Below are 23435 nucleotides of genomic sequence, written 5' to 3'. Positions count from 1 at the left end.
GTGTGTGACCGGTTGTTGCATCAGCGCAGCAGACTGTTGCGCCATCAACCACCAATCCCCCGTTTGAAGCCATGTCTGCGCGGGTGTCGCGTAAAAAAAGGCGCGATGGTGCCAGCTTTGGCCGGGTGTTGGAAGCGCTAACCGGACAAACGTTCCCGATCTGCACTTTTATTGTGCGCGAGCCGTTTTTTCGGTGTGTTTCTGGTGCGTGAATTCGTTTGTGAAGTGGGTGGCAGGGTAACGTTCTGGCGAAGTGCCATTAATTTCAATGACTTGCGATGACTGTCCGGTCAAGGCGAGATCGCCGGGGTAGAAGGGTTTGAAACATTTTGGCGCAATTATTGCGTGCAGAATCCAGAACGCCCCGTTGGCTTCTTTTTACGAGAAGGACGCCAGGCGGGATGGACGCAATCGCTTTTCCTTACAAAGGTAGTTTCAATGAGCAGTACCCAAAGCTCTAATGGCCTCGAACAGGGGCTCAAACCGCGCCATGTGACCATGTTGTCGATTGCCGGTGTTATCGGCGCCGGCCTGTTCGTTGGCTCGGGTCACGCCATCGCTGCCGCAGGCCCGGCCGTGCTGTTGGCCTACGCTGCCGCCGGTATGCTGGTAGTGCTGGTCATGCGCATGCTTGGCGAAATGGCCGTTGCTTCTCCGGACACGGGCTCTTTCTCGACCTACGCCGATCGCGCCATCGGTCACTGGGCCGGTTTCACCATCGGCTGGCTCTATTGGTGGTTCTGGGTTCTGGTAATCCCGCTGGAGGCCAACGCCGCCGCGACTATCCTGCATGCCTGGTTCCCTAACGTGGCCATCTGGGCATTTACCCTGATCATCACTTTGCTGCTGACAGTGACCAACCTGTTCAGCGTGAAAAACTACGGCGAGTTCGAATTCTGGTTCGCTCTGATCAAAGTCCTGGCGATCATCGGTTTCATTGTCCTCGGTGTCATGGCGATCTTCGGCTACCTGCCAAGCAGCCAGGTCAGCGGCGTTTCGCACCTGTTCGACACCCAGGGCTTCCTGCCAAATGGCATGGGCGCCGTACTGGGCGCCATCCTGACCACCATGTTTTCCTTCATGGGCACTGAGATCGTGACCATCGCGGCCGCGGAGTCGAAGAACCCTGGCCAGCAAATCTCCAAGGCCACCAATTCGGTGATCTGGCGGATTGGCTTGTTCTACCTCGTATCGATCTTCATCGTTGTGGCCCTGGTGCCATGGAACGACCCGGTTCTGGCCAGCGTCGGTTCCTATCAGACCGTGCTTGAGCGCATGGGCATCCCGAATGCCAAGCTGATCGTCGACATCGTGGTGCTGGTTGCGGTGACCAGCTGCCTGAACTCGGCGTTGTACACCGCATCCCGCATGATGTTCTCCCTGGGCAAGCGCGGCGATGCACCGGCCGTTTCCCAGCGCACCAACAGCGCTGGCACGCCGTACTGGGCAGTAATCCTGTCCACCGCCGCAGCTTTCCTGGCAGTGTTCGCCAACTACGTGGCCCCGGCTGCGGTGTTCGATTTCCTGCTGGCCAGCTCCGGCGCTATCGCGCTGTTGGTGTACCTGGTGATCGCGATTTCGCAACTGCGCATGCGCAAACAGCGCATGGCACGCGGCGAAAAAATCGCCTTCAGCATGTGGCTGTTCCCGGGCCTGACCTACGCGGTGATCGTATTCATCGTGGCGGCCCTGACCATCATGCTGTTTCAGGATGCCCATCGTGTGGAAATCCTTGCCACGGGGCTGTTGAGCCTTTTGGTGGTGGCTGCCGGTTTGTTTGTGGCTCGCCGTCGCAAACTGGAACAACGTGGCGCGGTAGTGTTGAGCTGATTCGCCCCGCGTAATGCAAAACGGCCGCTGTCAGGGATGACATGCGGCCGTTTTTGTTTTTGCTGCCGAGTTCAATCGAGGTGTACCCAATCCTCTACGCGTAACCCAGGAACACGCTCGAATTCCCGAAGATTATTTGTCACCACAATGAACCCTTGTGAGCGCGCGTGACCCGCAATCATGTGGTCGTAAGGGCCTATCGGTGTGCCGGCTTTTGCAAGTTCCGAGCGAATCATTCCGGTGTGGGCAGCCGCTTCGTAATCGAAGGGCAAGACCTCAAGACGAGCTGCAAAACCTTCGATCACGGCCAGGTTCTTTTCCGGTGCCGCAGATTTTTCAGCACCGTAAATCAATTCCATCAACGTGACTGCGCTGATACACAGCTGGCCGTGATGGCGATTGAAAGCGTCGCGCACGACCTGTGGTTTGTTCTTGATGGTAAAAATGCAAATGTTGGTATCGAGCATGTATTTGATCATCAGAACGACTCGCGCTCCTGATCGGCCGGTTGCTCACGGTCGGCCATAAAATCGGCAGTGACGTTATCGCCATCGAACCAGCTATCCCAGGCTTCATCTGCCGGAGTGATGATACGAGCGCGACCAATGGCTACAACATTGACGCGTTTCACGTCTTCAGGCATTGCCACTGCTTTGGGCAAGCGGACGGCCTGGCTGCGATTGCTCATGAAAAGGGTGGTCTGTTCCATTGGGGTGTCCTCCGCTTTTGCTGCGCTTAGAGCCCAAAGAATAGGTTGTGGTAGGGATATGTCAATGGGATATACGCTGAGACTGATGAAGGGTAGCGCCAGCGCTTCGACAGGGTGATGATCTTTAAAAAGAAACGGCCGCTGTCAGGGATGACATGCGGCCGTTTTTGTTTTTGCAGACTTTAGGGATGTGTTATTCGGCTTTTGCCTCAGGCACTTCCAGCGACTCGCGATAGCTGTCCAGCGCAATCCCGAAGTCGGTGATGAACTGCGGCTCGGTGAGCCAGAGTTGCGCGGTCTCACGGTCTACGCCGTCGGTCCACATGCGGTAGTCAATCAGCATGTCGGCAGCCAGGTGAGTGGCGGCCATGGCTTCGTTCTCGGCGTTTTCCATGTCCAGCAGCTCTGGATGATCGTTGATGATCTCGCTGAGGTTGGACAGCAGGGTCAGCAGCATGTCGTTGCGGCTGATGGCCTGCGCATCACGCATTTTGCTGAACATCGCCAGGGTGTATTCCGGGATCGGCTCGCCGATTTCGCCCAGGTCATCGTCCAGTGCGGCGGGTTTTCTGCCGTGAATATTGATTTGCCTGGCTTTGATCTTGGCGCGTTTGGCGCGTTTCTGTTGCTTGTTCAGGGATGCCATGGGAACTCAGTTCGGTTTCTGTTGGGTTTGGGCTGCGATGGCGTCGGACGCCGCCACGTAGTCAGCCTGGAAGGCTGACGATTCGATCCACGCCAGGGCGCCAGCTTCGTCCGCCTCGGTGGACCATTGGCGATACTCGATCAGCGCGGCGAGGATGAAGTCCATCGCGCCTTCTTCGCCTTCCTGTTCGTACACCAGCTCCAACAGCGGGTCTTCCAGGAAGGCCGTGCACATCGCTTGCTGACTGGTCTTTTCGGCGTCGATCATTTTTTTGAACAGTTCGGTCAGGTCCACCGATTCGAAGTCGATGCGATCGTCGTTCGGGTCCAGCTCGACCGGCGCGGCGGCCCGTTGAGTGCGGTTCTGCTTGGCTTTCGCTTTGGCGCGGGTAGCGCGTTTGTGCTGTTTGTTCGCGGATGCCATGGGCGTCGTTCCGTATTTCGTTGAGAGGGTAGGCCACTCAGCTGCGTGGCACTCGCCGCCCGGGGGTGTCGGGTGTCAGCTCGCCGTTTTGCAGCCATGACAATGCAATGGGCCATAGTGTGGCTTGGTATGGGCTGCGAAAAAAGGCGAAATGTCCGACTTCTTCTTCGCCGATGTCTTGCGGGGTGATTCGTAGGTGGGTGTTTGTACTGCCGGTGAAGTAGCCGAGCAGGCGTTCGATGGCTGCAATTGTGCCGTAGGGATCATCGCTGAGGCTGATAGCCAGGGTTTGTGCGGTGACGCTGGCAAAGGGCAGACGGCCGTTTCTGGCGTGGATGGCGCGACCGCTGGGACGTTTCTCATAGCGGGCGGTGGGCGTGCTCCAGTCGCGAACCACACCGGCGGGCGTGTCTTCCAGCCAGCCGAGGCGTTTGCCGGGGAAGTAGCCGCACACCAGCGTCATCAACGGCATCAGCAGGTGCCACTTGCCGAACATCCGCCAGCGATGGGCAGGCGCATAGTCGCGCCAGTAGGCGAACTGCGCGCCGACGGTCACCAGGCGCCGGATCACGTGCCCTGAAGCGCCCAACCCCGCCGCACAGCCGCCGAAGCTGTGGCCGACCACGTCAATGGGTTGGCCGGGAAACTCCCGCTGAGCGCGTTTGAGTATGGCTTCGAAATCCAGCACGCCCCAGTCGGACCATGAAGCCTGAAACCCTTTGGGCGATGTTGGCCGAGACTCGCCGATGCCGCGGTAGTCATAGGTGATGACGTCGAAGCCATTGGCGAACAGGTAATCGGCGAAGCGCGAGTAGTGTCGGCAGCGGACTGAGGTGGCGGCGTTGATGATGACTACCGGTCGCATCGCGTCCGCGAGGGCGTGTCGCCAGGTGAAGCCGCCAAGGATAAAGCCGTCGGCGGCAGGTTCCTTGAAGGGCACGCTTTGCGTTTGTGTGGCTGGCGATTCTGGCCTGAATGTGGAGGGTACGCTTTGTAGATGCATGGGTCTGAGCCCTGGCGATGGCGAGCCCAAGAATGAACTTCAACGCTGGCGTTGTGCAACGGTTTGGAGCCCGTAGTCGCGCGTGACGCGAAGCAGTGCGTCACGTACCGGAGGATCTGATTCGGGTGTACTGAATGCTTGGTCCGTTTCGTACTGGACTCAAGTCCGAATCGATCTAAAACCCTGATCCTCGGTCAGCAATCAAAAATGGTGTAACGGATAGGGTTCTGTGGAACCCGGGAGTCGTCATCATGAGGTACGTCCATTCATTCATACTGCCCCTCGCCGCTGTCGGCTTACTGGTGTTTCCAGCCATGTCGCGGGCCGCCAGCGCTGAGCCGATCGACAGTTCAGCCGTACAAGTCCAGGAGCAACAGCAAAACGGGATCAACTACCTGTCTGGCGGTATCGGCGAGGATGAGTCAAAGGCCATTCAGCAAACCAAGGGCTACAACCTGCACATGACCTTCTCCACCGGGACGGAGAATAAATATGTTCCCGACGTAGATGTGGTCATTCAGAAAGCCCAGGGGCAAACCGTGCTGACCCTGACCCAGGCGGGTCCTCTGGTTTACGTTCAGCTACCCGCTGGCAAGTACACCGTAGTCGCGACGCGTAATGGTGAAGTGCTGCGTGATACCGCTGAAGTCGGCAAAGGTGCCGCACGCAATCTGGTCTTCCACTGGAAGAGCAATAGTAATAGTTAGGGATGACGGCTTTTGCGCGGCGTCATCAAATCGCGGGCATAAAAAAACCCTGAATCTTGCGATTCAGGGTTTTCGGTATTGGGTTCCCAGAGACTCGCGCCGCACTATCCTGACTCCGGCGGGATGCGGCTTTAAACTTGCGCAGAAAGGCCAGCGATGACGAGTCGAGAAAGTTATGGGGTTCTGAGCGAGCGCCATGAATGGCCAGTACCTGTGGGGGGCGTTGGCTTGCTTGCGGTGATCGACAGACCGCGACCTTCAAGTTGATAACCCTCGAAGGTTTCTGAAAAGTAATGTGCAGGGCCAATCGACGTCTCATCGAACTGCTGCAGTCGCGACTGAAGTCAAGATTCGCCGGTCAACGCCGACAGATTGATCATAGCGAAGCCAATGAGTGAATGACGGCAACACGCAAAGGGTTACTTTCCACGCTCAGAAGCTTGATGGCTAACGCGCAGCACACCACGATCAACATAGGTTTTATCAACCGTGGACCGACTCGCACTGCGGCCCGTGCGCCAAGCTGCGCACCGATGAAGGCCGCCAAAGCCATGGCTATGGCAATCGGCCAGATAATTACCCCTTTGGTGATAAAAACCGACAGCGAACCCAGGTTGCATGAGGCATTGGCAAGTTTGGTGAAACTCATGGCCCGCATCATGCCCAGGCCGCAGAGAAGGACAAACCCGACAATAAAGAATGAACCTACGCCGGGGCCGAATATGCCGTCGTAAAAGCCCAGGATCGGCGCTACGGTAAACGAGAAAAGCAGAATGCCGATTCTCTTGCGCCGGTCTTCATTGGCCAGTTTGGGAGAGAAGGCAAAATAGACGGCCACCAGAATCAGCATGATGGGCACACATACTTCCAGATAGTGCTTATCAATAGAACTGACCAGCAAGGCACCACTGGCACCGCCAATAAATCCGCAGACAACCAGGAAGCGGCCTTCGCGCCACTCGATCATGCCCTTGCGAGCAAAAGTTACGGTTGCTGAAATAGTTGCCGAAGCGGCCTGGAACTTGTTCGTTGCAATGGCGCTGATCGGATCTACACCGGCCAGAAACAATGCAGGCAAGGTGATCAAACCGCCGCCACCGGCAATCGCATCAAAAAAACCGGCGCAAAAAGCGACGAGCGCCAACATGCCAATGACATCCCAAGACATTACATTCTCTCTTTTATAGATATTGCCCAGTCATCACATGACGGGTCGTTCATCAGCCTGAACACTTGAAGAATCAGCCCCGCAGCAGTAACGGGTCCTCTGAAATAACGATGGGGGAAGAAAATTTTGAAAGTCCGAAAAGACGAACCAAAACCCGTCTGTTGTCTTTGATGACATCGCGACAGTGCAGAGCTCGGATGTTATTGATGGCCATGGCCGACTCCTGGGTCAGCGTGTATTCAGCCGGAGTTGCTTTGCCCACACCTTGGCAAAGGGCGGCGTAAGCCGTTTTGACAAAGGTCGAGGTGTTGTCATTGACCGAAAAACGATACGAATTGAAGCGGGCTGCGAACCCGACCTTGTCGTCGAATTCCAGAATCGAAACGTTGCGGCCATCTTCACCTTTGCCACTGACAAAGGAGTCACTACGAGTGAACTGGAAGTTGCCCGTGGTCAGTGCGAGGCAGTTGGTGACGCCAATTTTTTCGAGTATGGGAGGCAGTGGAATGACCCGTGTGGGTTCCAGGCTCGGGTTCCACAGGGCGGAAAGTATGAGCGACGAAGGGGAGGGCGAGTGCCCGTCTTTCGCGTTCACTGCGCACCAGTAAGGCGCCTCGGTATGCGGGCCGAGCGCGAGGCCGGAATGGGAGCTCAGTTCTTTGACTGGCGGCTCGGCATTGATTTTGGTAAGTCCGCCACCCTTGAAGTTGGTCACCAATCGAACCAGTTTTCCTTCGTTGTCCATGTCATAGGCAAAGGCATTGTTATCTACCAGTTCCAACAAGATCTGATTTCGGGCGGCCAGGCAAAGGACTTCGTATCGATTTTCCAGGGATGTCAGGTCTGGTAGTTCATTGGGAGGGCTGATATCGGTGATTTTTTGCAGCCCTTCAAAGATCAACAGGGAAACAAGGCCATTGGAGTAGGCACCCAGCAGTTCGCATTGGTCTTTCGAAAACGAGAACTTCAATTCGGCGGCTGCCAGAGAGGCCCTGGACTTGGCTCCTGGTGCCTGCGGCCCGCCGATGGCGGCCAGTTCTTCGGTGAACGTGTGAAGCAATGTTGACTGTCGAGCATCAAAGCGGAAGGTTCTGACTTCTTGTTCAGTAAAAAGCTCGGCGGCTTCGATGTCTTGTTTAACGGCGTCCGCCATTGTCTACATCCTGTTGTGTATCTGCTCCCGGTGATGCGGTAGCTCGTCTTCCAATTCTGCCCAATGAAATAATTAGCGTATGTCATCCATTTCCGCTAAAGCATGCGGACGGTTCTGTCAGGCGCCAGGGACATCTGATTACCAGGCGCTTGCTGGCGTAGCGAGAGGGGGGAAAGGCACCTCGATGGTGACGGGAATAGTTCCTCGCCAAATCGCAGGCATAAAAAAACCCTGAATCTTGCGATTCAGGGTTTTCGGTATTTGGTGCCCAGAGACGGAATCGAACCGCCGACACGGGGATTTTCAATCCCCTGCTCTACCGACTGAGCTATCTGGGCAACGGGGCGCATTAAACGGGTTTTTCAGGGGGGCGTCAAGCAAGTTTTCAAAAAATATTTAATTATTACCGTCGCTTACGATCCAACCCCCGTTTTTACGGGATTACTCGGCAGGCGGAACGTAGCCTTCGGCCTTGGCGTATTCCTCGCCGGAGAAGTACTTGTCCATCTCGCCCTGAAGATATTTGCGGTCTTCGGCGTTCATCATGTTCAGGCGTTTTTCGTTGATCAGCAGGGTCTGGTGTTTTTGCCAGTCGGCCCAGGCCTTGGCCGAGACGTGGTCAAAAATGTCCTGACCTTTGGCGCCCGGGAATGGAGCGCGCTCCAGGCCTGGCAATTGTTCTTTGTACTTGCGGCACATGATGGTGCGGGTCATGACGACTCTCCTGCGTTCAATACGTCGGCCGCGCGCTTCAGCAGTTTTTTCACCGGGGCGGCAAGGCCCAGGCGCGGCGGGGTGGCGAGGTTATACCAGAGCCAGTCGGCCTCGGCCACGTGATGGCCAGCCTCCTGGACCTGAACCAACCAGGGTTCGATAGCCAGTTGGAAATGGCTGAAGGTGTGCACCAGGCTCGGCAGCTCAATGTGCTTGCCCAGCTCCAGCGAGTGTTGCAGTGCCAGATGTTCCAGGTCGCCAAGGTCATCGAGTTCCGGCAGGCTCCACAAACCGCCCCACAAGCCCGTGGAAGGCCGGCGGTAAAGCAGAATGGCGCCGTCGCGGTTGGCGAGCAGCGGCATCAACGTACGCTTCTGTGGCACGGTTTTGCGCGGTTTGGGGATCGGGTAGCGCGTCTCCAGACCGAGCATGTGCGCTTCGCAGCCCTTTTCCAGCGGACACAGCAGGCAACTCGGCTTGCTGCGGGTGCAGAGCGTAGCGCCCAGGTCCATCATCGCCTGGGTGTAGGCGTTGACCCGATCGTAAGGCGTGAAGCGCTCAGCGTTGGCCCACAGCTGTTTGGCAACTTTGGGTTCGCCGGGGTAGCCCTCTTGCGCTGTGAAGCGTGCCAGTACCCGTTTGACGTTGCCATCGAGGATCGGCGCGCGCAGGCCCATGCTGAGGCTGGCAATCGCGCCCGCGGTGGACAGGCCGATGCCTGGCAAGTCGGTGAGCTTTTCCACATCCCGTGGAAACTCGCCGCCGTACTCGGCGACGACAATCTTCGCGGTCTTTTGCAGATTGCGCGCGCGGGTGTAGTAACCCAGCCCGGTCCACAGGTGCAGCACTTCATCTTCCGGCGCCGCAGCCAGGGCTTCGACCGTTGGCAACGAGGCCATGAACCGGTCGAAGTAGTTCAGCACGGTGCTGACCTGGGTCTGCTGCAACATGATTTCCGAGACCCACACCCGATACGGGGTGATGCCCTGTTGCCAAGGCAGGTCGTGGCGTCCGTGGCGGTCGTACCAATCCAGCACCGCGGTTGAAAATTGCTCGGCTTTCATCGTTTGAACAGCCCCTTGAGGGCGTTTTTCAGTTCTGGACTGACTTTGTCGCCGAGCTTTTCTTCGAGTTTGTCACCAAGCTTGTCGCCTGCCAGTTTGCTCGCCATCTGCCCGAGACGTTCGTTGTCCAGGCGGCAAGCCTTGGCACCGAGTTCCAGCGGCCCACGGCAGCGCAATGGCCACTCGATACCGGCATAGCGCTCGTTGACCTGGCAGGCCGGGTCCGGCATGTCGCTCTTGTCACCTTCGACGATGATGCCAACGCGGTAATCCATGCCCAGCACGCGCAGGTCGACGTCGCCGTTACCGTTGACCATCATGCCCGGGATGCGCACTTTCAGGTCCGGATTGCTGGCCACGCCATTACGGAACGTCAGGTTGCCCTTGAACTCCTGGAAGGGGGTGTCCTTGCCGCGCGGTTCGCTGCTGAGGGTTTTGTGGTTCAGCGTGGCGATGCCTTTGCACAGTTGTTGCTCAAGGTTGGCGTTGAGCAGCACGCCATTATTGATCGCGAAACTGGTCGTGCCGTTGAGGCTGTCGATCAGCGTTTTCTGGCTGTTGCCGCTGGCGGTCAGGTTGCTGTTGAGCGTGATCAGGCCTTTGACCGGCGGGGTTTTTCCCTGGCTTTCGAGAATCTTTTCCACCGGGACTTTGCTGATCTGCGTTTGCAGGCTCAGCAGCGGTACGGGCTGACGAACATCGAGCGTGCCCTTGGCGTCGAAGTTGCCGTTGTAGAGATCGCCACGCAGGTTTTCCAGGGTCAGCAGGCCGCCCTGACCGGTGGCTTTCAGCGCGGCGTTCTGGATCGGCAGTTTGTCGAGGGTCAGTTGGCCGAAGGTCAGGTCGGCGCCCAGATCCAGTTTGCTCAAGCGTTCTGCCGGAATCAGTTTGTCGCTGCTCCAGGCGCCTTTGGTGGGGGCGTTCGGCAACGGTGTGCTACCGACGCCGGCCAGCGCGTCGGCCTCGGTGCTTTTGACTTCCGACTGGCGGGCCACCGCGGCGCTGTTGGCTTCGGCGGATGTGGGCGGCAGGTAGCGATCAGCGTCGAAGGTGTCGCCCTTGAGCTGCACGCGCAGTGATTGTTTGGCGAAATCCTCGACGGCAATGCGCCCGCTGAAGCTGCTGTCGTCGACTTTCAGGTTGATATCGTCCAGCGCCACGCTGGTCGGGGTGCCTGTCAGACGGCTGACCAGTTCGACTTTGCTCAGGCTGCCCTCGGCCATGGCCGGGAGTTTCTGGCCGATGCTGTCGACAAACTTCGCCAGGTCGAACTGGGCAATCGACACACCGCCGCTGATCTGCGGGGTTTTATCCAGGTTGTTGACCTTCAGCTCGCCCAGGGCGCGCAGCTGGTTGGCGGAGATCTTGATGCCGGTCCATTCGGCGACATTCGCCGCTTTATCCAGCAGCAGTTGGCCTTGAGCGGCAAAAGTGACGATCTTGCCTTGCAGCGGTTCACCGGATATTTCGCCGGAAAGCTTCATGTCTTCGAATGTGTAGCGCTGCAGGGCGCGTTCGAAACGCAGCTCGCCGTTGAGCTCGGTGCGCACTCGCACGTCCGGCTGGTTGCTGGCCAGGAACGCAGTCAGCTTGACCTGAATGTTGGTCGCGTCGTGCACCGGGCCGGTACTCAGCTGGATGCTTTCGGCGCTGTACTGCTTGCCGGTCCGCTCATCGTTGTATTCAACCCGAGCGTTGTTCACGGTCAGGCTGTCGATGTCGAGACGAATCGGTTGGGCCGGTTTTTCCGGGGTGGCGGGAGTTTCGGCAGTCGGTTCGCTGGCGCGGCTGGTCGCCGGCGCATCAGCCTTGGCGGCGACGGGCGGGACCTTGCCGATGTCTTCCCAATTACCGTGGCCATCCTTGTCGCGGTTCAGGCGCAGGTTCAAGCCTTCGACGCGGACATCGCTCATCTGCACTTCACGGCGCAGCAACGGCAGCACCCGCACGGACAGGCCAAGCATTTGCAGGTCGGCAAACGGCTGGGTCGGATTGGCCAGGGTTGCAACGCTGGCTTCGTGCAGTTCAAGGCCGAGCCAAGGGAACAGGCTCCAACCGATATCGCCGTTGAGCGTCAGCTCAATGTGGGCCTTGTCGCGGGCAATTTGGCGAATCTCGTCTTTGTAGTCGTTGGGATCGAAGAGGTGGGTAAGGGCAAAGCCCAGCGCCACAATGATCAGCAACAGCCCGAGAAGTACCAGACCCAGGATTTTGCCGAACGCTTTCATGGGCGAGTCCTTGTAGTTAGTCGAATTCAAAATTTAGCCCGGGAGTATAGCCTCCCGAAACTGACGACTGGTCAGTGATCGCTCTAGAGCAGCTCCAGCGGCAGTTTGAGCTTGGCAGCCAGTGCCTGGGCTTCGAGGTGCCCGGCCGGGGCCAGCAGGTGCAACTGTGCTCCTGCGAGTTCAGCCATTTTTTGCGCTTCGCTGACCAGTCGCTCAGCGACACCACGGCGGCGGGTGATTTTTCGCACGCACAAATGGGACAGCTGCCAGATGTCCTGCTGCCGGTGCAGGCGTGCCGCGCCAAGCAGTCGGTCATTGAAGCGTCCGGCGATCAGCGAGCCGTCGCGCAGGCTGTTTTCAATCAGTTGCAGCTCATCGCTGAAGGGAGCAAGCAGCCAATGCGGGGCGTCGTGGTAGATCTTCTGCAGATCCTGCTGATCCTGATAGCTGGGTTCGTTCAGCGACTCGACAACAATGGGCATAAGGTTTCCTGTGAATTACCCGCCAACGGGTGAAACGGTTTTTTAGTGCGTGATCGGAACAGATGTCACATAAAAGGTGATATCAGTTTGGTTTTTCTGTCACGTGCAAATGGTAATCTTTGCCCGTTCGTCGGTCCTTCTGCGACCTGTTGTCGCGTCCGAACGGAGCTCTACTCAATAAAACGGTCATGCCTGCGTGCAACAAGACCGAGGGTGACGAGTGTCTGGCGAACCATACTAATAATTGGGGGAAACACAAATGAGCACGAGTACCGAGGCGGGCATTATTCCCGCCCAGTCAGCGTTCCTGTCCAAGGAGCGGATCATCGCCAAGCCAGGTTTCAACCGCTGGCTGGTTCCACCGGCCGCGTTGGCCATCCACCTCTGCATCGGCATGGCCTACGGTTTTTCGGTGTTTTGGTTGCCGCTGTCCAAAGCCCTGGGTGTGACCGCGCCGGTGGCTTGCGGGGCGGACATGAGCTTCATCGCACAGATTTTCTCGTCCCAGTGTGACTGGCCGATCTCCATGCTCGGCTGGATTTACACCCTGTTCTTTATCTTCCTCGGCTGCTCGGCAGCGATCTGGGGCGGCTGGCTGGAACACGCAGGTCCTCGCAAGGCCGGTGTCGTCTCGGCGCTGTGCTGGTGCGGCGGTCTGCTGATTTCCGCGTTGGGGATTTATACCCACCAGATCTGGCTGATGTGGATCGGTTCCGGTGTCATCGGGGGGATTGGCCTGGGGCTGGGTTATATCTCGCCGGTATCGACCCTGATCAAGTGGTTCCCGGACAAGCGCGGTATGGCGACCGGCATGGCGATCATGGGCTTCGGTGGTGGTGCGATGGTCGGTGCTCCGCTGGCCGCTGCATTGATGGGCCATTTCGCTTCGCCGACCGGCGTGGGCGTGTGGCAGAGCTTCCTGGTGATGGCGGCGATCTACTTCGTGTTCATGATCGGTGGTGCGCTGTCGTACCGCGTTCCGCCGACTGGCTGGAAGCCTGAAGGCTGGACCGCCCCGGCGAAAAAAGCTGCGAACGCGATGATCACTCACCGTCACGTGCACGTTAACGTCGCGTGGAAAACCCCGCAATTCCGTCTGGTGTGGCTGGTGCTGTGCCTGAACGTATCGGCGGGTATCGGCATCCTCGGCATGGCGTCGCCGCTGTTGCAGGAAGTGTTCGCCGGTAAATTGCTCGGTAATGACCTGACCTTCGGTCAACTGGACGCTACGCAATTGGCGTCGATTGCCGCAATCGCTGCCGGTTTCACCGGTTTGCTGAGCCTGTTCAACATCGGTGGCCGGTTTTTCTGGGCGTCGTTCTCCGACTATCTGGGGCGTAAAAATACCTACTTCGTGTTCTTCGCCCTGGGTTTTGCCCTGTACGCGTTGATTCCGAACCTCGGCCATCTGGGCAACATCGCCCTGTTCGTGGCGGCGTTCTGCATCATCCTGTCGATGTACGGTGGTGGTTTTGCGACGGTGCCGGCGTATCTGGCGGACCTGTTCGGCACGCAAATGGTCGGCGCGATCCACGGTCGTCTGCTGACGGCTTGGGCGGCTGCGGGTGTGCTCGGTCCGGTGTTGGTGAACTACTTGCGTGAGTATCAGTTGAGCATTGGTGTCGAGCGTGCTGCGGCATACGACATCACGCTGTACATCCTCGCGGGCCTGCTGGTGCTGGGTTTCCTCTGCAACCTGCTGGTGCGTCCGGTGGCGGACAAGTACTTCATGACCGATGCCGAACTGGCCGCCGAACAGGCGCTGGGTCACGACAAAGGCGCGAACAGCACCACCGTGCTGGAGTGGAAAGCTTCCTCGGGTAGCGTGCCATTGGCCGTTGCTGCATGGCTGGTGGTGGGTATTCCGCTGGCGTGGGGCGTTTGGGTGACGCTGCAGAAGACAGCCGTCCTCTTCCACTAATAAACGCAATACCCCTGTGGGAGCGAGCTTGCTCGCGATGAGGCCATCACAGTCGATGCATGTGTTGACTGTCAGGCCGCTATCGCGAGCAAGCTCGCTCCCACATTTGATCCTCATGGACACAGTTTTTTGTGTTCGGCGCAGATTCTGTTTCGATCACAAGCCATGTATTCGCAACGAATGTTGGCTTGTACTGACATGTATACCCCCGGCGGCATTGGGTTCAGCCCGTCAGGGATATCACTTCGCGTGTTTCTGTTTGGCGTCCGCGCCCCTATAATGGCTGCCTTTTTCGCCCAATGATTTTGCGGAGCTGGTGATGGCCGAACGTAAGGCGTCTGTCGAGCGCGACACTCTGGAAACCCAGATCAAAGCCTCGATCAACCTGGATGGCACCGGAAAGGCCCGATTCAATATCGGTGTTCCCTTCCTTGAGCACATGCTGGACCAGATCGCCCGTCACGGGCTGATCGACCTGGATATCGAGTGCAAGGGTGACCTGCATATCGACGACCACCACACGGTGGAAGACGTCGGTATTACGCTGGGTCAAGCCTTCACCAAAGCTATCGGCGACAAAAAAGGCATCCGTCGTTACGGCCACGCCTATGTGCCGCTCGATGAAGCGCTGTCGCGCGTGGTGATCGACTTCTCCGGCCGCCCAGGCCTGCAGATGCACGTGCCGTATACCCGCGCGACCGTCGGCGGCTTCGATGTCGACCTGTTCCAGGAGTTCTTCCAGGGCTTCGTCAACCACGCCAACGTCAGCTTGCACATCGACAATCTGCGTGGGCACAACACCCACCACCAGATCGAAACGGTGTTCAAGGCTTTCGGTCGCGCCTTGCGCATGGCTGTCGAGCTGGATGAGCGCATGGCCGGGCAAATGCCTTCGACCAAGGGCGTTCTGTAATGCAGACGGTCGCGGTTATCGATTACGGCATGGGCAACCTGCACTCGGTGGCCAAGGCCCTCGAGCACGTCGGTGCCGGCAAGGTGCTGATCACCAGCGATGCCAACGTGATTCGCGAAGCCGACCGGGTGGTTTTTCCCGGTGTGGGCGCGATTCGCGATTGCATGGCGGAGATCCGTCGCCTCGGTTTCGACTCGCTGGTGCGTGAAGTCAGCCAGGACCGTCCGTTCCTTGGCATCTGCGTGGGCATGCAAGCCTTGCTCGATCGCAGTGAAGAGAATGACGGCGTCGACTGCATCGGCCTGTTCCCAGGTCAGGTGAAGTTCTTCGGCAAAGGTCTGGTTGAGGACGGCGAACACCTGAAAGTCCCGCACATGGGCTGGAACGAAGTGAGGCAAACAGTGGATCACCCGCTGTGGCACAACATTCCGGACCTGGCGCGTTTCTACTTCGTGCACAGCTACTACATCGCCGCCGGTAACCCGCGGCAGGTGGTGGGCAGCGGTCACTACGGCGTCGACTTCGCCGCAGCGCTGGCCGAAGGCTCGCGTTTTGCCGTGCAGTTCCACCCGGAGAAGAGCCATACCCATGGCCTGCAATTACTGCAGAACTTCGCTGCGTGGGACGGTCGCTGGTAATGGCCAAGAAGAAGCCGCCAATCTTGACGCTCACACCCGAGCAAGAGAACGAGGCCAACAGCAAGATCAAGCGCTTCATGGAAGATCGCTTCGAACTCGACCTGGGCTCGTTCGAGGCGGCTGAAATTCTTGAGCTGTTTACCCGCGAAATTGCTCCGCACTATTACAACAGGGCGATTTTCGATGTGCAGACACACCTCAAAGAGAGGTTCGAAAGCATCGAAAGCGACTTGTGGGCGCTCGAGAAAAACTGATTTCCGAGCCAAGCTAACATTCGAATTTGAAGGTTTGCCAGATGCTGATTATTCCCGCTATCGATCTTAAAGACGGTGCCTGCGTTCGTCTGCGCCAGGGCCGCATGGAAGATTCCACAGTGTTCTCCGATGACCCGGTGAGCATGGCTGCCAAGTGGGTGGAGGGCGGTTGCCGTCGTCTGCATCTGGTCGACCTGAACGGCGCCTTCGAAGGCCAGCCAGTCAACGGCGAAGTGGTCACTGCGATCGCCAAGCGTTACCCGAACCTGCCGATTCAGATCGGTGGCGGTATCCGTTCTCTGGAAACCATTGAACACTACGTGAAAGCGGGCGTGAGCTACGTGATCATCGGCACCAAAGCGGTCAAGGATCCGGCGTTCGTAGCCGAGGCTTGCCGCGCCTTCCCGGGCAAAGTGATCGTCGGTCTGGACGCCAAAGACGGTTTTGTCGCCACCGACGGCTGGGCGGAAATCAGCACTGTGCAGGTCATCGATCTGGCCAAGCAGTTTGAAGCCGACGGCGTATCTGCGATCGTTTATACCGACATCGCCAAAGACGGCATGATGCAGGGCTGCAACGTGTCGTACACCGCAGCATTGGCGGCTGCCACGCGGATTCCGGTGATTGCCTCCGGCGGTATTCACAACCTCGGTGACATCAAGTCGCTGCTCGACGCCAAGGCGCCAGGCATCATCGGCGCCATCACCGGCCGGGCGATTTACGAAGGCACCCTCGACGTCGCTGAAGCGCAAGCTTTCTGCGATTCGTACAAAGGCTGAGGACTCACCATGGCGCTGGCCAAACGCATCATTCCTTGCCTGGACGTGGATAACGGCCGGGTCGTCAAGGGCGTGAAGTTCGAGAACATCCGTGACGCCGGCGACCCGGTGGAAATCGCCCGTCTTTACGACGAGCAAGGTGCCGACGAGATTACCTTTCTCGACATCACTGCCAGCGTCGATGGCCGCGATACCACGCTGCATACCGTCGAGCGCATGGCCAGCCAGGTGTTCATCCCGCTGACCGTCGGCGGTGGCGTGCGTACCGTGCAAGATATCCGCAACCTGCTCAATGCCGGTGCGGACAAGGTCTCGATCAACACCGCGGCGGTGTTCAATCCAGAGTTTGTCGGCGAAGCGGCGCAGCATTTCGGCTCGCAATGCATCGTTGTCGCCATCGATGCCAAGAAGGTTTCACTGCCGGGCGAAACCCCGCGTTGGGAGATCTTCACCCACGGCGGTCGCAAACCTACCGGGCTGGATGCGGTGGAGTGGGCGAAGAAGATGGAAGGTCTGGGGGCCGGCGAAATCCTGCTGACCAGCATGGACCAGGACGGCATGAAAAACGGCTTCGACCTGGGTGTCACCCGGGCCATTAGCGATGCATTGGGGATTCCGGTGATCGCCTCTGGTGGTGTTGGCAATTTGCAGCATCTGGCTGACGGCATCCTCGAAGGTCACGCCAGCGCGGTGCTGGCGGCGAGTATTTTCCACTTCGGTGAATACACTGTGCCGGAAGCCAAGGCCTACATGGCGCAACGCGGTATCTGCGTTCGCTAAAGGCCAGTGGACAGCATGGCGGGCTCAGGGCAAGCTTGGGCACGCCATGGATTCCGGTAAACCGTCATGTTCAAACGTCTTCTTCTGGTACTCGCCAGCGCCTCGTTATTACTGGCTGGCGCTGCGCGTGCTGCAGAAAAAACCGACACCGATCTGGTGTTGCTGACGGAAAACTTCCCGCCGTACAACATGGCGAAAAACGGCAAGAATTTCGCTCAGGAAGACAATATCAATGGCATCGCCGTGGACATCGTCCGCGAGATGTTCAAGCGTGCCCAAATCACCTACAGCCTGACGCTACGTTTCCCTTGGGAGCGAATCTACAAGCTCGCCCTGGAAAACCCCGGTTACGGCGTGTTCGTCATGGCGCGCCTGCCGGACCGCGAAAAGCTCTTCAAATGGGTCGGCCCCATTGGCCCGGATGACTGGATCATGCTGGCCAAGGCTGACAGCAAGATCACCCTGGAGTCGTTGCAGCAGGCGCGCAAATACAAGATCGGCGCCTACAAAGGTGATGCGATTGCCGAGACATTGGCCAAGCAGGGGCTCAAGCCCATCGTGGTGCTGCGCGATCAGGACAACGCGAAGAAACTGGTCAATGGCCAGATCGACCTTTGGGCCACGGGTGACCCGGCAGGCCGCTATCTGGCGCGCCAGGACGGCGTGAGCGGGCTCAAGACTGTGCTGCGCTTCAACAGCGCCGAGTTATACCTGGCGTTGAACAAGGACGTGCCGGATGTCGTTGTGTCCAAGCTGCAAGCCGCGCTGGATCAGCTTCGCAAGGAAGGCGTGGTGGACGACATCATGGCGAAGTATCTGTAACCATCACTTCGATACAACCTGAGACGGAGCGGCCGGCGTCGCGCTCAAGTACACGGCACTTGTAAACACGTTATTCAACGTCGCCCTTGTCAGCTGCTGTTCCCCTGAGGCGACGCCGATAATACAGAGTGCATGCGCGCCGCTTTGTGGCCCGATTTCATTATTGATGTAAGCATCTTCAGCGCTGATGGCGGCGCTGTAATTGTCGGAAGCTTTGCAGTCCCTGGCGTTTTGGACCGTTTTGTAGCGATAGAAGGGCGCCTCGACGGAGAACCTGAAGTCCCATGTAGGTAATACGATCTGCCCATCCGCGTTTTGCGTTCTATGTACGTATGACTTGAGCTTCCAGGGCTCCGTGACAGTCAGCTCGACTGGCTCCAACGAACAGTTCGCCCCATCGCTGGTGAAGACACCGTCAATAAAGCAGTTGTGTAGAAAGTTGGCAGAGTAGCTGTAGTTGAAACGGGCAGCTGTGCAGGACGTCGAGTGCTCGCAGCCAGGCGGCGCTGGTGTATTGCGCGAGCCCATGACTTTACTGACGATGCCGGTGATTTCATTGGTGCGACGGTTCAGCATCGGGCTACCGGAGCTGCCCGCGTGAAGATCGCAGCTGTTTTTCATGGCCAAAGGGAACACCCCGGGGTGATCGATGAACGTTCCGGCGGTTTGTTCGGCGCAGGCACTCAATCGAAGCCCGTGTTCGGTAAAGCCGCCCGGCGCGCCAACGTTAAGCACATCATGACTCTCGTAGGTTTGATGGGGCGCCAGCTTGAGCGGGTTGACCCCGGCCTGTATCAGCGACGCCAATGTCGCCTCGACTTCCAGTACTGCAAGATCGGTCCCGACCAGACTGCTCCATCGGGCAGTTCGGATGGCGTATTGGCGCTTACGCTGTGGCATGTCATGAAAGTAGTGGAAGGTGACGCTGGCTTGCAAAGGAAGATTGGTCCGTGCCGAACCGTACTCAAAGAACACGCAATGACCGCTGGTGAGCAGGTAAGCAGGGCCGATGGCTCGACCTTGCCTGTTTCGCGTATCCAGTAGAACGGCGCTGCAAGTCTCGCCCGATTGGAGGCTGAGTTGTCCCACGCCGCTCCAGATTTCATAAAAATGTTCGTTGTTTTTCAATGCCCTTGACGGTGAGTCGTTGACAGCGCCTTCCCCCAAATCGCGGGCCTGCACTGCGGAAACAGCCAGCAAACTCAGGCCGGCGAAGCAAAAGAAGCTGAGGTATTTCATGGCCATTCCTTGGTGATGAAATTCAGGGTGAGCGCTATCGTTGCACGGCGCTGTACGCCAAGAGGCATAAATAGTTATCGACGCGAAACAAAGACGTGGCGAATGAGAGGGTGACCACGCTTCAGATCGCGCTATCTCTAAGCACCGGCCGGGAGGGTTACAACGAACGTGTGTACGTCGGAAGTATCAAATTCCCGATCCTCTGTGTAACTGCAAAGCATGAGAGGTAGTTTGTCCTTTTGAATATACATTGCGTCACCAACTCGGAAGTAGTCCTTGCGCGGAATGGTGTCGCAATCGGTGGTGCCTACGGCGCCAATATAAGCCCAGGTCCACATATTGAGCATTTCTTTGGCGCGCCATTGGATGAGTGCGTATTTTTCGTTGTTTTCACTAAGATTAATAATAGGCGTCGGATCGGGTGGTTTGATGAAGTTGGGAGCTGCAATTCGTGCTGGAATTATTTGGGTGTTTCTGATTAAACCGACACTGGGTCTTTGCTCGGCGGACTCAACACCCAGTAAGCAGAGGAAGTATAAACCCGCCTCGTTACCGATAGGTGCATTTATTACCGCATCTTTAGTGCTAAGCGTGCCGCTGTAATGGTCGGGCAAATAACAGGCTTTGGCATCGCGTACAGTTTTAAAGCGATAGAACGGGGTGCTCATCGAAAACTTGATATCCCACGCGGGTGGTGTTTCGTGTGGGCCGGGTTTTAGAACGGTTTTCAGTGAAGATTTGTTCATGTCGATGCGTGTTTCAGACGTGAAGTCAAAATTTGGTTTTAACGTGCAAGTGCTCGTGCCGGTATTGAAGTACCCATTTGAAAAGCATGCCGAGAAATAATTGACAACAGGGCTCTGGACGGCTTCGTCAGGTAAGAAAGATTGTGTCTTGTTATCCAGGCAAAGACCGAACCAAAAACACAAGTCATCTGCTGAGAAGCCCTGGGTGGTGCCGCTCAGCACGCCAATGATTTCTCCAGTGGTCGCATCAAGGCTGGGAGCCCCGGAAGAGCCTGGCCCAATACCCTTGCAATCCTGCTTCAAATAATCCATAAAAACGGAAAGTTTAATTACAGGAACGTCCGCTGGTTCCTGGGTGCAACTCGAAAGATGAAGCTTGTCACGTTGGGGGGCGTGGACAATGTTTACCTTGCCGGGTGTCGATGGGGCCTCGGAAGCGATCCGCAACGGATTGATTCCGTCATTTATCAGCGTTTCCAGTGAATCGGTTAACTCCAGAATAGCCACGTCGGTGCTGGCCATGCTGGTCCAGTTTGCTTTATGGATGCTGTAGAACTTTGAGGAGTCCGACGTGTCGGTAAAATAATTGAATTTAATGCTTTGCTCAAAGGGTACGTCGCTTTTCGCACCGTGCATTTTCAAAACGCAATGCCCGGCGGTGAGTACGTAAGCAGGACCCGTTGCGCCATTTTCTGTATCACGCGTGTCGAGTAGAGTGGCTGTGCAGAATGGTATTTCTTCGTTGTGGAATATTTTTCCAACACCGTTCCAGTGGTCGTATTTGCTGTCTGCGTTATTTAACAAGATGCTTTCAGGTGCGTCGGTGTACTTGTCTGCGCAAGCCACTTGAGACAACACCAGTGTTGCCAAGGTGCAGGCTTTTACAATGGGTGGAATATAGGTCATAACCGATCCTTGGTTGTGAGTTTGCTGTTTGTTATTGCGAGGTTAGTACGGTTTAATAGCGAAAGGTGTTGTTTGTGTGTGTCTGATTGTGAATGGTTTGTTTTCGGTGGATAGTTGAGTGTTGAGGTGCCTTGTTATGGATTATTAAATTGTTTGGATTGTTAGTGGGCGTAAACAGTTAATGTGAGTTTCGATAAATGCCATCTTTTCCATGGTCAGCAGTGGCCCGATTGCCACGCAGGCCGATCATCGACTTGATGTCGATCCACTCAATGCCCTGAGCCTTGAGCTTGGGCAGCTCGCGCTCCAGCACCGCCAGGGTTTGCGGGTAAGGGTGGCCGATCATTACCGCCGAGCCTTGTTTGCGGGCCAGGCTGAGGGCGGTCTGTAGCTGAGTGAAGATCGCGGCTTCGGTGCGCTCATCATCGAGAAACACATCCCGCGAGACGCTCGCCAGACCAATCTTCTGCGCCTCGGCGGCGGCGACTGTCTGAGCGCTGGTACGGCTGTCGACAAAGAACTTGTGCCGGCGCTGCAGCTCGGCCATCAGCCAGGCCATTGCCGGTTGCTGGGCGGTCATGCGGCTGCCCATGTGGTTGTTGATGCCACTGGTATAGGGCACGGCGTTGAACGCCGCATTCAGGCGTTTTTCCAGCTCTTCAATGGGAAGCTCGGGGTGCCAGGCGAACGGGCCGGTGGCCGGGTCCATGGGCATGTGCAGCATGACAATCTTGCCGGCGCGGTGAGCTTCGCGGGCAAATTCGGCAGCGTGGGGAGTGTCGGGCATGATCGCCGTGGTCACCGGCCCGGGCAGCGCCAGCACGCGGCGGTCGCGTGGCAGGTTTTGCCCGAGGTCATCGATGATCAGGCTCAGGTAAGCCTTGTGTGGCGCCGCCGTCTCGGCAGGCGCCGCGTGGGCAGCGCCCGCCAGACAGCACAGCAGACTGAGGATGACCCGCAAACGCATCTCAGTGGCCGCGGGTGATGCTCAGGCCTTTGAGCAGGCTCAGGGCCTGGGCCAGCTGGTAATCGTCGTCCTGTGGCATCGGTTTGGCTTTGCTGCCGGACTTGGTTGGCTTGTCGGCGCCGCCGTTGCCATTGCCCAGGTGACCTTGCAGGTCGGCTTCCTTGAAGTATTCGCCGTCCTGCTCGTTGGTGATCTTGGCCTTGCGCACTTCAATGTCCGGAACGATGCCCTGGGCCTGGATCGAGCGCCCGTTCGGCGTGAAGTACAGCGCGGTGGTGATCTTCAGCGCACGGTCGTTGTTCAGTGGCAGCACGGTTTGCACCGAGCCTTTACCGAAACTGGTGGTGCCCATGACGACTGCACGTTTTTGATCCTGCAGGGCGCCGGCGACAATTTCCGAAGCCGAGGCGCTACCGCCGTTGATCAGCACGACCATCGGCACTGCTTCGCTTTGGTCCTTGCCGGTGGCGGAGAAGCGCAGTTCGGAGTTGGCGATGCGGCCCTTGGTGTACACGATCAGGCCTTTGGTGATGAAGTGGTCGACCACTTCCACTGCTGCTTGCAGCACGCCGCCAGGGTTGTTACGCAGATCGAGCACGATGCCGCTGAGCTTCTTGCCGTTGTCCTTGCGCAACTTGGCCAGGGCCTTGGAGACCTCTTCGCCGGTCTTGACCTGGAACTGGGTGATGCGGATGTAAGCGTAGCCCGAATCCAGCAGCTGGCTCTTCACGCTCTTGACCTGGATGGTCGCGCGGGCCAGCGTCACGTCGAACGGTGCACCGCCGTCGCGCACCAGGGTCAGGGTGATCTTCTCGCCGATCTTGCCGCGCATCTTGTCCACGGCTTCGGTCATGCTCTGACCGCGGGTTGGCTGGCCGTTGATCTTGACGATGAAATCGCCAGCCTGGATGCCGGCCTTGGAGGCAGGCGTGTCATCGATCGGCGAAACGACTTTGATGAAGCCGTCTTCGGCGCCGACTTCGATGCCCAGACCGCCGAATTCGCCGCTGGTGCTTTCCTGCAACTCGGCAAAGTCTTCCGGGCCCAGGTAGGCGGAGTGCGGGTCGAGGTTGCTGAGCATGCCCTTGATGGCATTTTCCAGCAGGGTCTTGTCGTCTACCGGTTCGACATAGGCAGCCTTGATCCGGTCCATGACCTCGGCAAAGGTGCGCAGCTCTTCCAGCGGCAATGGCGCCTTGGTGGTCGCGGCCGGGGCCAACGGGGCCGTTTCAGCGGCAAACGCCAGCGGCGCGCCGATCACCAGGGCGATCGTCAGGGCCAGCGAATTGAGGCGGGACAAATGCAGCATGTCGAACGAACTCCTAATGTAGGTGACTCAGCGC

The 23435-nt window shown here is 57.7% G+C and carries 24 protein-coding genes and 1 tRNA gene; 9 read left to right on the top strand and 16 right to left on the bottom strand.

Annotated elements, in window-relative coordinates; genetic code table 11:
- The first annotated feature begins 438 nt into the window (after nt 1-438).
- Nucleotides 439-1830, top strand: coding sequence for a GABA permease (gabP, locus tag BK659_RS05125; RefSeq protein ID WP_123424027.1), 1392 nt, complete (start codon nt 439-441; stop codon nt 1828-1830).
- 71 nt (nt 1831-1901) lie between these two features.
- Here gabP and vapC read toward each other — a convergent pair whose 3' ends face one another.
- The 5 genes from vapC to BK659_RS05100 form a co-directional block, all read right to left on the bottom strand.
- The gene (gene vapC / locus BK659_RS05120) at nt 1902-2309 is read right to left on the bottom strand and encodes a type II toxin-antitoxin system tRNA(fMet)-specific endonuclease VapC (protein WP_123424026.1); all 408 of its coding nucleotides are present in this window, start codon (nt 2307-2309) and stop codon (nt 1902-1904) included.
- Entirely contained in the window at nt 2309-2539 is a 231-nt protein-coding gene (gene vapB / locus BK659_RS05115; protein ID WP_054595147.1) for a type II toxin-antitoxin system VapB family antitoxin, read from the bottom strand. The genes vapC and vapB overlap by 1 nt, the downstream gene beginning before the upstream one ends.
- Before the next feature lie 193 nt (nt 2540-2732).
- Entirely contained in the window at nt 2733-3185 is a 453-nt protein-coding gene (locus BK659_RS05110; protein WP_123424025.1) for a hypothetical protein, read from the bottom strand.
- Between the two features lie 6 nt (nt 3186-3191).
- Nucleotides 3192-3608 (bottom strand): hypothetical protein, encoded by a 417-nt coding sequence (locus BK659_RS05105; RefSeq protein ID WP_123424024.1) that lies wholly within the window; start codon nt 3606-3608, stop codon nt 3192-3194.
- Between the two features lie 37 nt (nt 3609-3645).
- Nucleotides 3646-4611 carry an alpha/beta hydrolase family protein gene (locus BK659_RS05100; RefSeq protein WP_123424023.1) on the bottom strand — a complete coding sequence of 322 codons (966 nt, stop codon included), beginning with the start codon at nt 4609-4611 and terminating at the stop codon, nt 3646-3648.
- Nucleotides 4612-4862: 251 nt separating this feature from the next.
- Here BK659_RS05100 and BK659_RS05095 point away from each other — a divergent pair, with 251 nt between their 5' ends.
- Entirely contained in the window at nt 4863-5318 is a 456-nt protein-coding gene (locus tag BK659_RS05095) for a carboxypeptidase regulatory-like domain-containing protein (RefSeq protein WP_123424022.1), read from the top strand.
- A 376-nt stretch (nt 5319-5694) separates the two neighbouring features.
- Here BK659_RS05095 and BK659_RS05090 read toward each other — a convergent pair whose 3' ends face one another.
- The 7 genes from BK659_RS05090 to BK659_RS05060 form a co-directional block, all read right to left on the bottom strand.
- Nucleotides 5695-6486, bottom strand: a complete 792-nt coding sequence (locus tag BK659_RS05090; RefSeq protein WP_123424021.1) for a TSUP family transporter — start codon at nt 6484-6486, stop codon at nt 5695-5697.
- Nucleotides 6487-6559: 73 nt separating this feature from the next.
- Nucleotides 6560-7639: a hypothetical protein gene (locus BK659_RS05085; protein WP_123424020.1), complete on the bottom strand. Its 1080-nt coding sequence runs from the start codon at nt 7637-7639 to the stop codon at nt 6560-6562.
- Nucleotides 7640-7901: 262 nt separating this feature from the next.
- Nucleotides 7902-7977: transfer RNA gene (locus BK659_RS05080), tRNA-Phe, on the bottom strand.
- Between the two features lie 103 nt (nt 7978-8080).
- The gene (locus BK659_RS05075) at nt 8081-8353 is read right to left on the bottom strand and encodes an oxidative damage protection protein (protein WP_019691289.1); all 273 of its coding nucleotides are present in this window, start codon (nt 8351-8353) and stop codon (nt 8081-8083) included.
- The gene (mutY, locus tag BK659_RS05070) at nt 8350-9417 is read right to left on the bottom strand and encodes an A/G-specific adenine glycosylase (protein WP_123424019.1); all 1068 of its coding nucleotides are present in this window, start codon (nt 9415-9417) and stop codon (nt 8350-8352) included. The genes BK659_RS05075 and mutY overlap by 4 nt, the downstream gene beginning before the upstream one ends.
- The gene (locus BK659_RS05065) at nt 9414-11645 is read right to left on the bottom strand and encodes an AsmA family protein (RefSeq protein WP_123424018.1); all 2232 of its coding nucleotides are present in this window, start codon (nt 11643-11645) and stop codon (nt 9414-9416) included. The genes mutY and BK659_RS05065 overlap by 4 nt, the downstream gene beginning before the upstream one ends.
- Nucleotides 11646-11728: 83 nt before the next feature.
- A complete protein-coding gene (locus tag BK659_RS05060; RefSeq protein WP_123424017.1) occupies nt 11729-12127 on the bottom strand; it encodes an acetyl-CoA sensor PanZ family protein in 399 nt (132 codons plus the stop codon).
- Nucleotides 12128-12386: 259 nt separating this feature from the next.
- Between BK659_RS05060 and BK659_RS05055 the strand changes: the two genes are divergently transcribed.
- The 7 genes from BK659_RS05055 (at nt 12387) to BK659_RS05020 (ending at nt 18234) form a co-directional block, all read left to right on the top strand.
- Nucleotides 12387-14048: an OFA family MFS transporter gene (locus BK659_RS05055; protein WP_123424016.1), complete on the top strand. Its 1662-nt coding sequence runs from the start codon at nt 12387-12389 to the stop codon at nt 14046-14048.
- Nucleotides 14049-14367: 319 nt separating this feature from the next.
- Nucleotides 14368-14961 carry an imidazoleglycerol-phosphate dehydratase HisB gene (gene hisB, locus BK659_RS05045; protein WP_019691294.1) on the top strand — a complete coding sequence of 198 codons (594 nt, stop codon included), beginning with the start codon at nt 14368-14370 and terminating at the stop codon, nt 14959-14961.
- Nucleotides 14961-15599, top strand: coding sequence for an imidazole glycerol phosphate synthase subunit HisH (hisH, locus tag BK659_RS05040; protein ID WP_123424015.1), 639 nt, complete (start codon nt 14961-14963; stop codon nt 15597-15599). The genes hisB and hisH overlap by 1 nt, the downstream gene beginning before the upstream one ends.
- Complete coding sequence (locus tag BK659_RS05035) at nt 15599-15853, top strand: DUF2164 domain-containing protein (RefSeq protein ID WP_123424014.1); 255 nt, start codon at nt 15599-15601, stop codon at nt 15851-15853. Before hisH ends, BK659_RS05035 begins: the two co-directional genes overlap by 1 nt.
- A gap of 41 nt (nt 15854-15894) precedes the next feature.
- A complete protein-coding gene (gene hisA, locus BK659_RS05030) occupies nt 15895-16632 on the top strand; it encodes a 1-(5-phosphoribosyl)-5-[(5-phosphoribosylamino)methylideneamino]imidazole-4-carboxamide isomerase (protein WP_054595157.1) in 738 nt (245 codons plus the stop codon).
- A gap of 9 nt (nt 16633-16641) precedes the next feature.
- Nucleotides 16642-17412 (top strand): imidazole glycerol phosphate synthase subunit HisF, encoded by a 771-nt coding sequence (hisF, locus tag BK659_RS05025; protein ID WP_123424013.1) that lies wholly within the window; start codon nt 16642-16644, stop codon nt 17410-17412.
- Nucleotides 17413-17478: 66 nt separating this feature from the next.
- Nucleotides 17479-18234, top strand: a complete 756-nt coding sequence (locus BK659_RS05020) for a substrate-binding periplasmic protein (protein WP_123424012.1) — start codon at nt 17479-17481, stop codon at nt 18232-18234.
- A gap of 3 nt (nt 18235-18237) precedes the next feature.
- Here BK659_RS05020 and BK659_RS05015 read toward each other — a convergent pair whose 3' ends face one another.
- The 4 genes from BK659_RS05015 to BK659_RS05000 form a co-directional block, all read right to left on the bottom strand.
- Nucleotides 18238-19473 (bottom strand): trypsin-like serine peptidase, encoded by a 1236-nt coding sequence (locus tag BK659_RS05015; RefSeq protein ID WP_123424011.1) that lies wholly within the window; start codon nt 19471-19473, stop codon nt 18238-18240.
- A 137-nt stretch (nt 19474-19610) separates the two neighbouring features.
- The gene (locus BK659_RS05010; protein WP_123424010.1) at nt 19611-21125 is read right to left on the bottom strand and encodes a trypsin-like serine peptidase; all 1515 of its coding nucleotides are present in this window, start codon (nt 21123-21125) and stop codon (nt 19611-19613) included.
- A gap of 178 nt (nt 21126-21303) precedes the next feature.
- Entirely contained in the window at nt 21304-22092 is a 789-nt protein-coding gene (locus BK659_RS05005) for a divergent polysaccharide deacetylase family protein (protein WP_123424009.1), read from the bottom strand.
- 1 nt (nt 22093) lies between these two features.
- Complete coding sequence (locus BK659_RS05000) at nt 22094-23401, bottom strand: S41 family peptidase (RefSeq protein WP_123424008.1); 1308 nt, start codon at nt 23399-23401, stop codon at nt 22094-22096.
- Nucleotides 23402-23435: the final 34 nt, after the last annotated feature.

The sequence above is a fragment of the Pseudomonas brassicacearum genome (assembly GCF_003732225.1).
Taxonomy (GTDB): Bacteria; Pseudomonadota; Gammaproteobacteria; order Pseudomonadales; family Pseudomonadaceae; genus Aquipseudomonas; species Aquipseudomonas brassicacearum_E.
Note: the sequence above shows the minus strand (reverse complement) of the source record. Positions and strands in the feature narration are given on the sequence as shown.

Excerpts from the sequence above, each read along its gene's own strand:
- BK659_RS05000 (WP_123424008.1), bottom strand. The coding sequence starts at position 23,401 with ATGCTGCATTTGTCCCGCCTCAATTCGCTGGCCCTGACGATCGCCCTG.
- hisH (WP_123424015.1), top strand. The coding sequence starts at position 14,961 with ATGCAGACGGTCGCGGTTATCGATTACGGCATGGGCAACCTGCACTCG.
- BK659_RS05090 (WP_123424021.1), bottom strand. The coding sequence starts at position 6,486 with ATGTCTTGGGATGTCATTGGCATGTTGGCGCTCGTCGCTTTTTGCGCC.
- BK659_RS05100 (WP_123424023.1), bottom strand. The coding sequence starts at position 4,611 with ATGCATCTACAAAGCGTACCCTCCACATTCAGGCCAGAATCGCCAGCC.
- vapC (WP_123424026.1), bottom strand. The coding sequence starts at position 2,309 with ATGATCAAATACATGCTCGATACCAACATTTGCATTTTTACCATCAAG.
- hisB (WP_019691294.1), top strand. The coding sequence starts at position 14,368 with ATGGCCGAACGTAAGGCGTCTGTCGAGCGCGACACTCTGGAAACCCAG.
- hisF (WP_123424013.1), top strand. The coding sequence starts at position 16,642 with ATGGCGCTGGCCAAACGCATCATTCCTTGCCTGGACGTGGATAACGGC.
- BK659_RS05065 (WP_123424018.1), bottom strand. The coding sequence starts at position 11,645 with ATGAAAGCGTTCGGCAAAATCCTGGGTCTGGTACTTCTCGGGCTGTTG.
- vapB (WP_054595147.1), bottom strand. The coding sequence starts at position 2,539 with ATGGAACAGACCACCCTTTTCATGAGCAATCGCAGCCAGGCCGTCCGC.
- BK659_RS05005 (WP_123424009.1), bottom strand. The coding sequence starts at position 22,092 with ATGCGTTTGCGGGTCATCCTCAGTCTGCTGTGCTGTCTGGCGGGCGCT.
- BK659_RS05060 (WP_123424017.1), bottom strand. The coding sequence starts at position 12,127 with ATGCCCATTGTTGTCGAGTCGCTGAACGAACCCAGCTATCAGGATCAG.
- BK659_RS05035 (WP_123424014.1), top strand. The coding sequence starts at position 15,599 with ATGGCCAAGAAGAAGCCGCCAATCTTGACGCTCACACCCGAGCAAGAG.
- hisA (WP_054595157.1), top strand. The coding sequence starts at position 15,895 with ATGCTGATTATTCCCGCTATCGATCTTAAAGACGGTGCCTGCGTTCGT.
- BK659_RS05055 (WP_123424016.1), top strand. The coding sequence starts at position 12,387 with ATGAGCACGAGTACCGAGGCGGGCATTATTCCCGCCCAGTCAGCGTTC.
- mutY (WP_123424019.1), bottom strand. The coding sequence starts at position 9,417 with ATGAAAGCCGAGCAATTTTCAACCGCGGTGCTGGATTGGTACGACCGC.
- BK659_RS05075 (WP_019691289.1), bottom strand. The coding sequence starts at position 8,353 with ATGACCCGCACCATCATGTGCCGCAAGTACAAAGAACAATTGCCAGGC.
- BK659_RS05085 (WP_123424020.1), bottom strand. The coding sequence starts at position 7,639 with ATGGCGGACGCCGTTAAACAAGACATCGAAGCCGCCGAGCTTTTTACT.
- gabP (WP_123424027.1), top strand. The coding sequence starts at position 439 with ATGAGCAGTACCCAAAGCTCTAATGGCCTCGAACAGGGGCTCAAACCG.
- BK659_RS05095 (WP_123424022.1), top strand. The coding sequence starts at position 4,863 with ATGAGGTACGTCCATTCATTCATACTGCCCCTCGCCGCTGTCGGCTTA.
- BK659_RS05010 (WP_123424010.1), bottom strand. The coding sequence starts at position 21,125 with ATGACCTATATTCCACCCATTGTAAAAGCCTGCACCTTGGCAACACTG.
- BK659_RS05105 (WP_123424024.1), bottom strand. The coding sequence starts at position 3,608 with ATGGCATCCGCGAACAAACAGCACAAACGCGCTACCCGCGCCAAAGCG.
- BK659_RS05015 (WP_123424011.1), bottom strand. The coding sequence starts at position 19,473 with ATGAAATACCTCAGCTTCTTTTGCTTCGCCGGCCTGAGTTTGCTGGCT.
- BK659_RS05110 (WP_123424025.1), bottom strand. The coding sequence starts at position 3,185 with ATGGCATCCCTGAACAAGCAACAGAAACGCGCCAAACGCGCCAAGATC.
- BK659_RS05020 (WP_123424012.1), top strand. The coding sequence starts at position 17,479 with ATGTTCAAACGTCTTCTTCTGGTACTCGCCAGCGCCTCGTTATTACTG.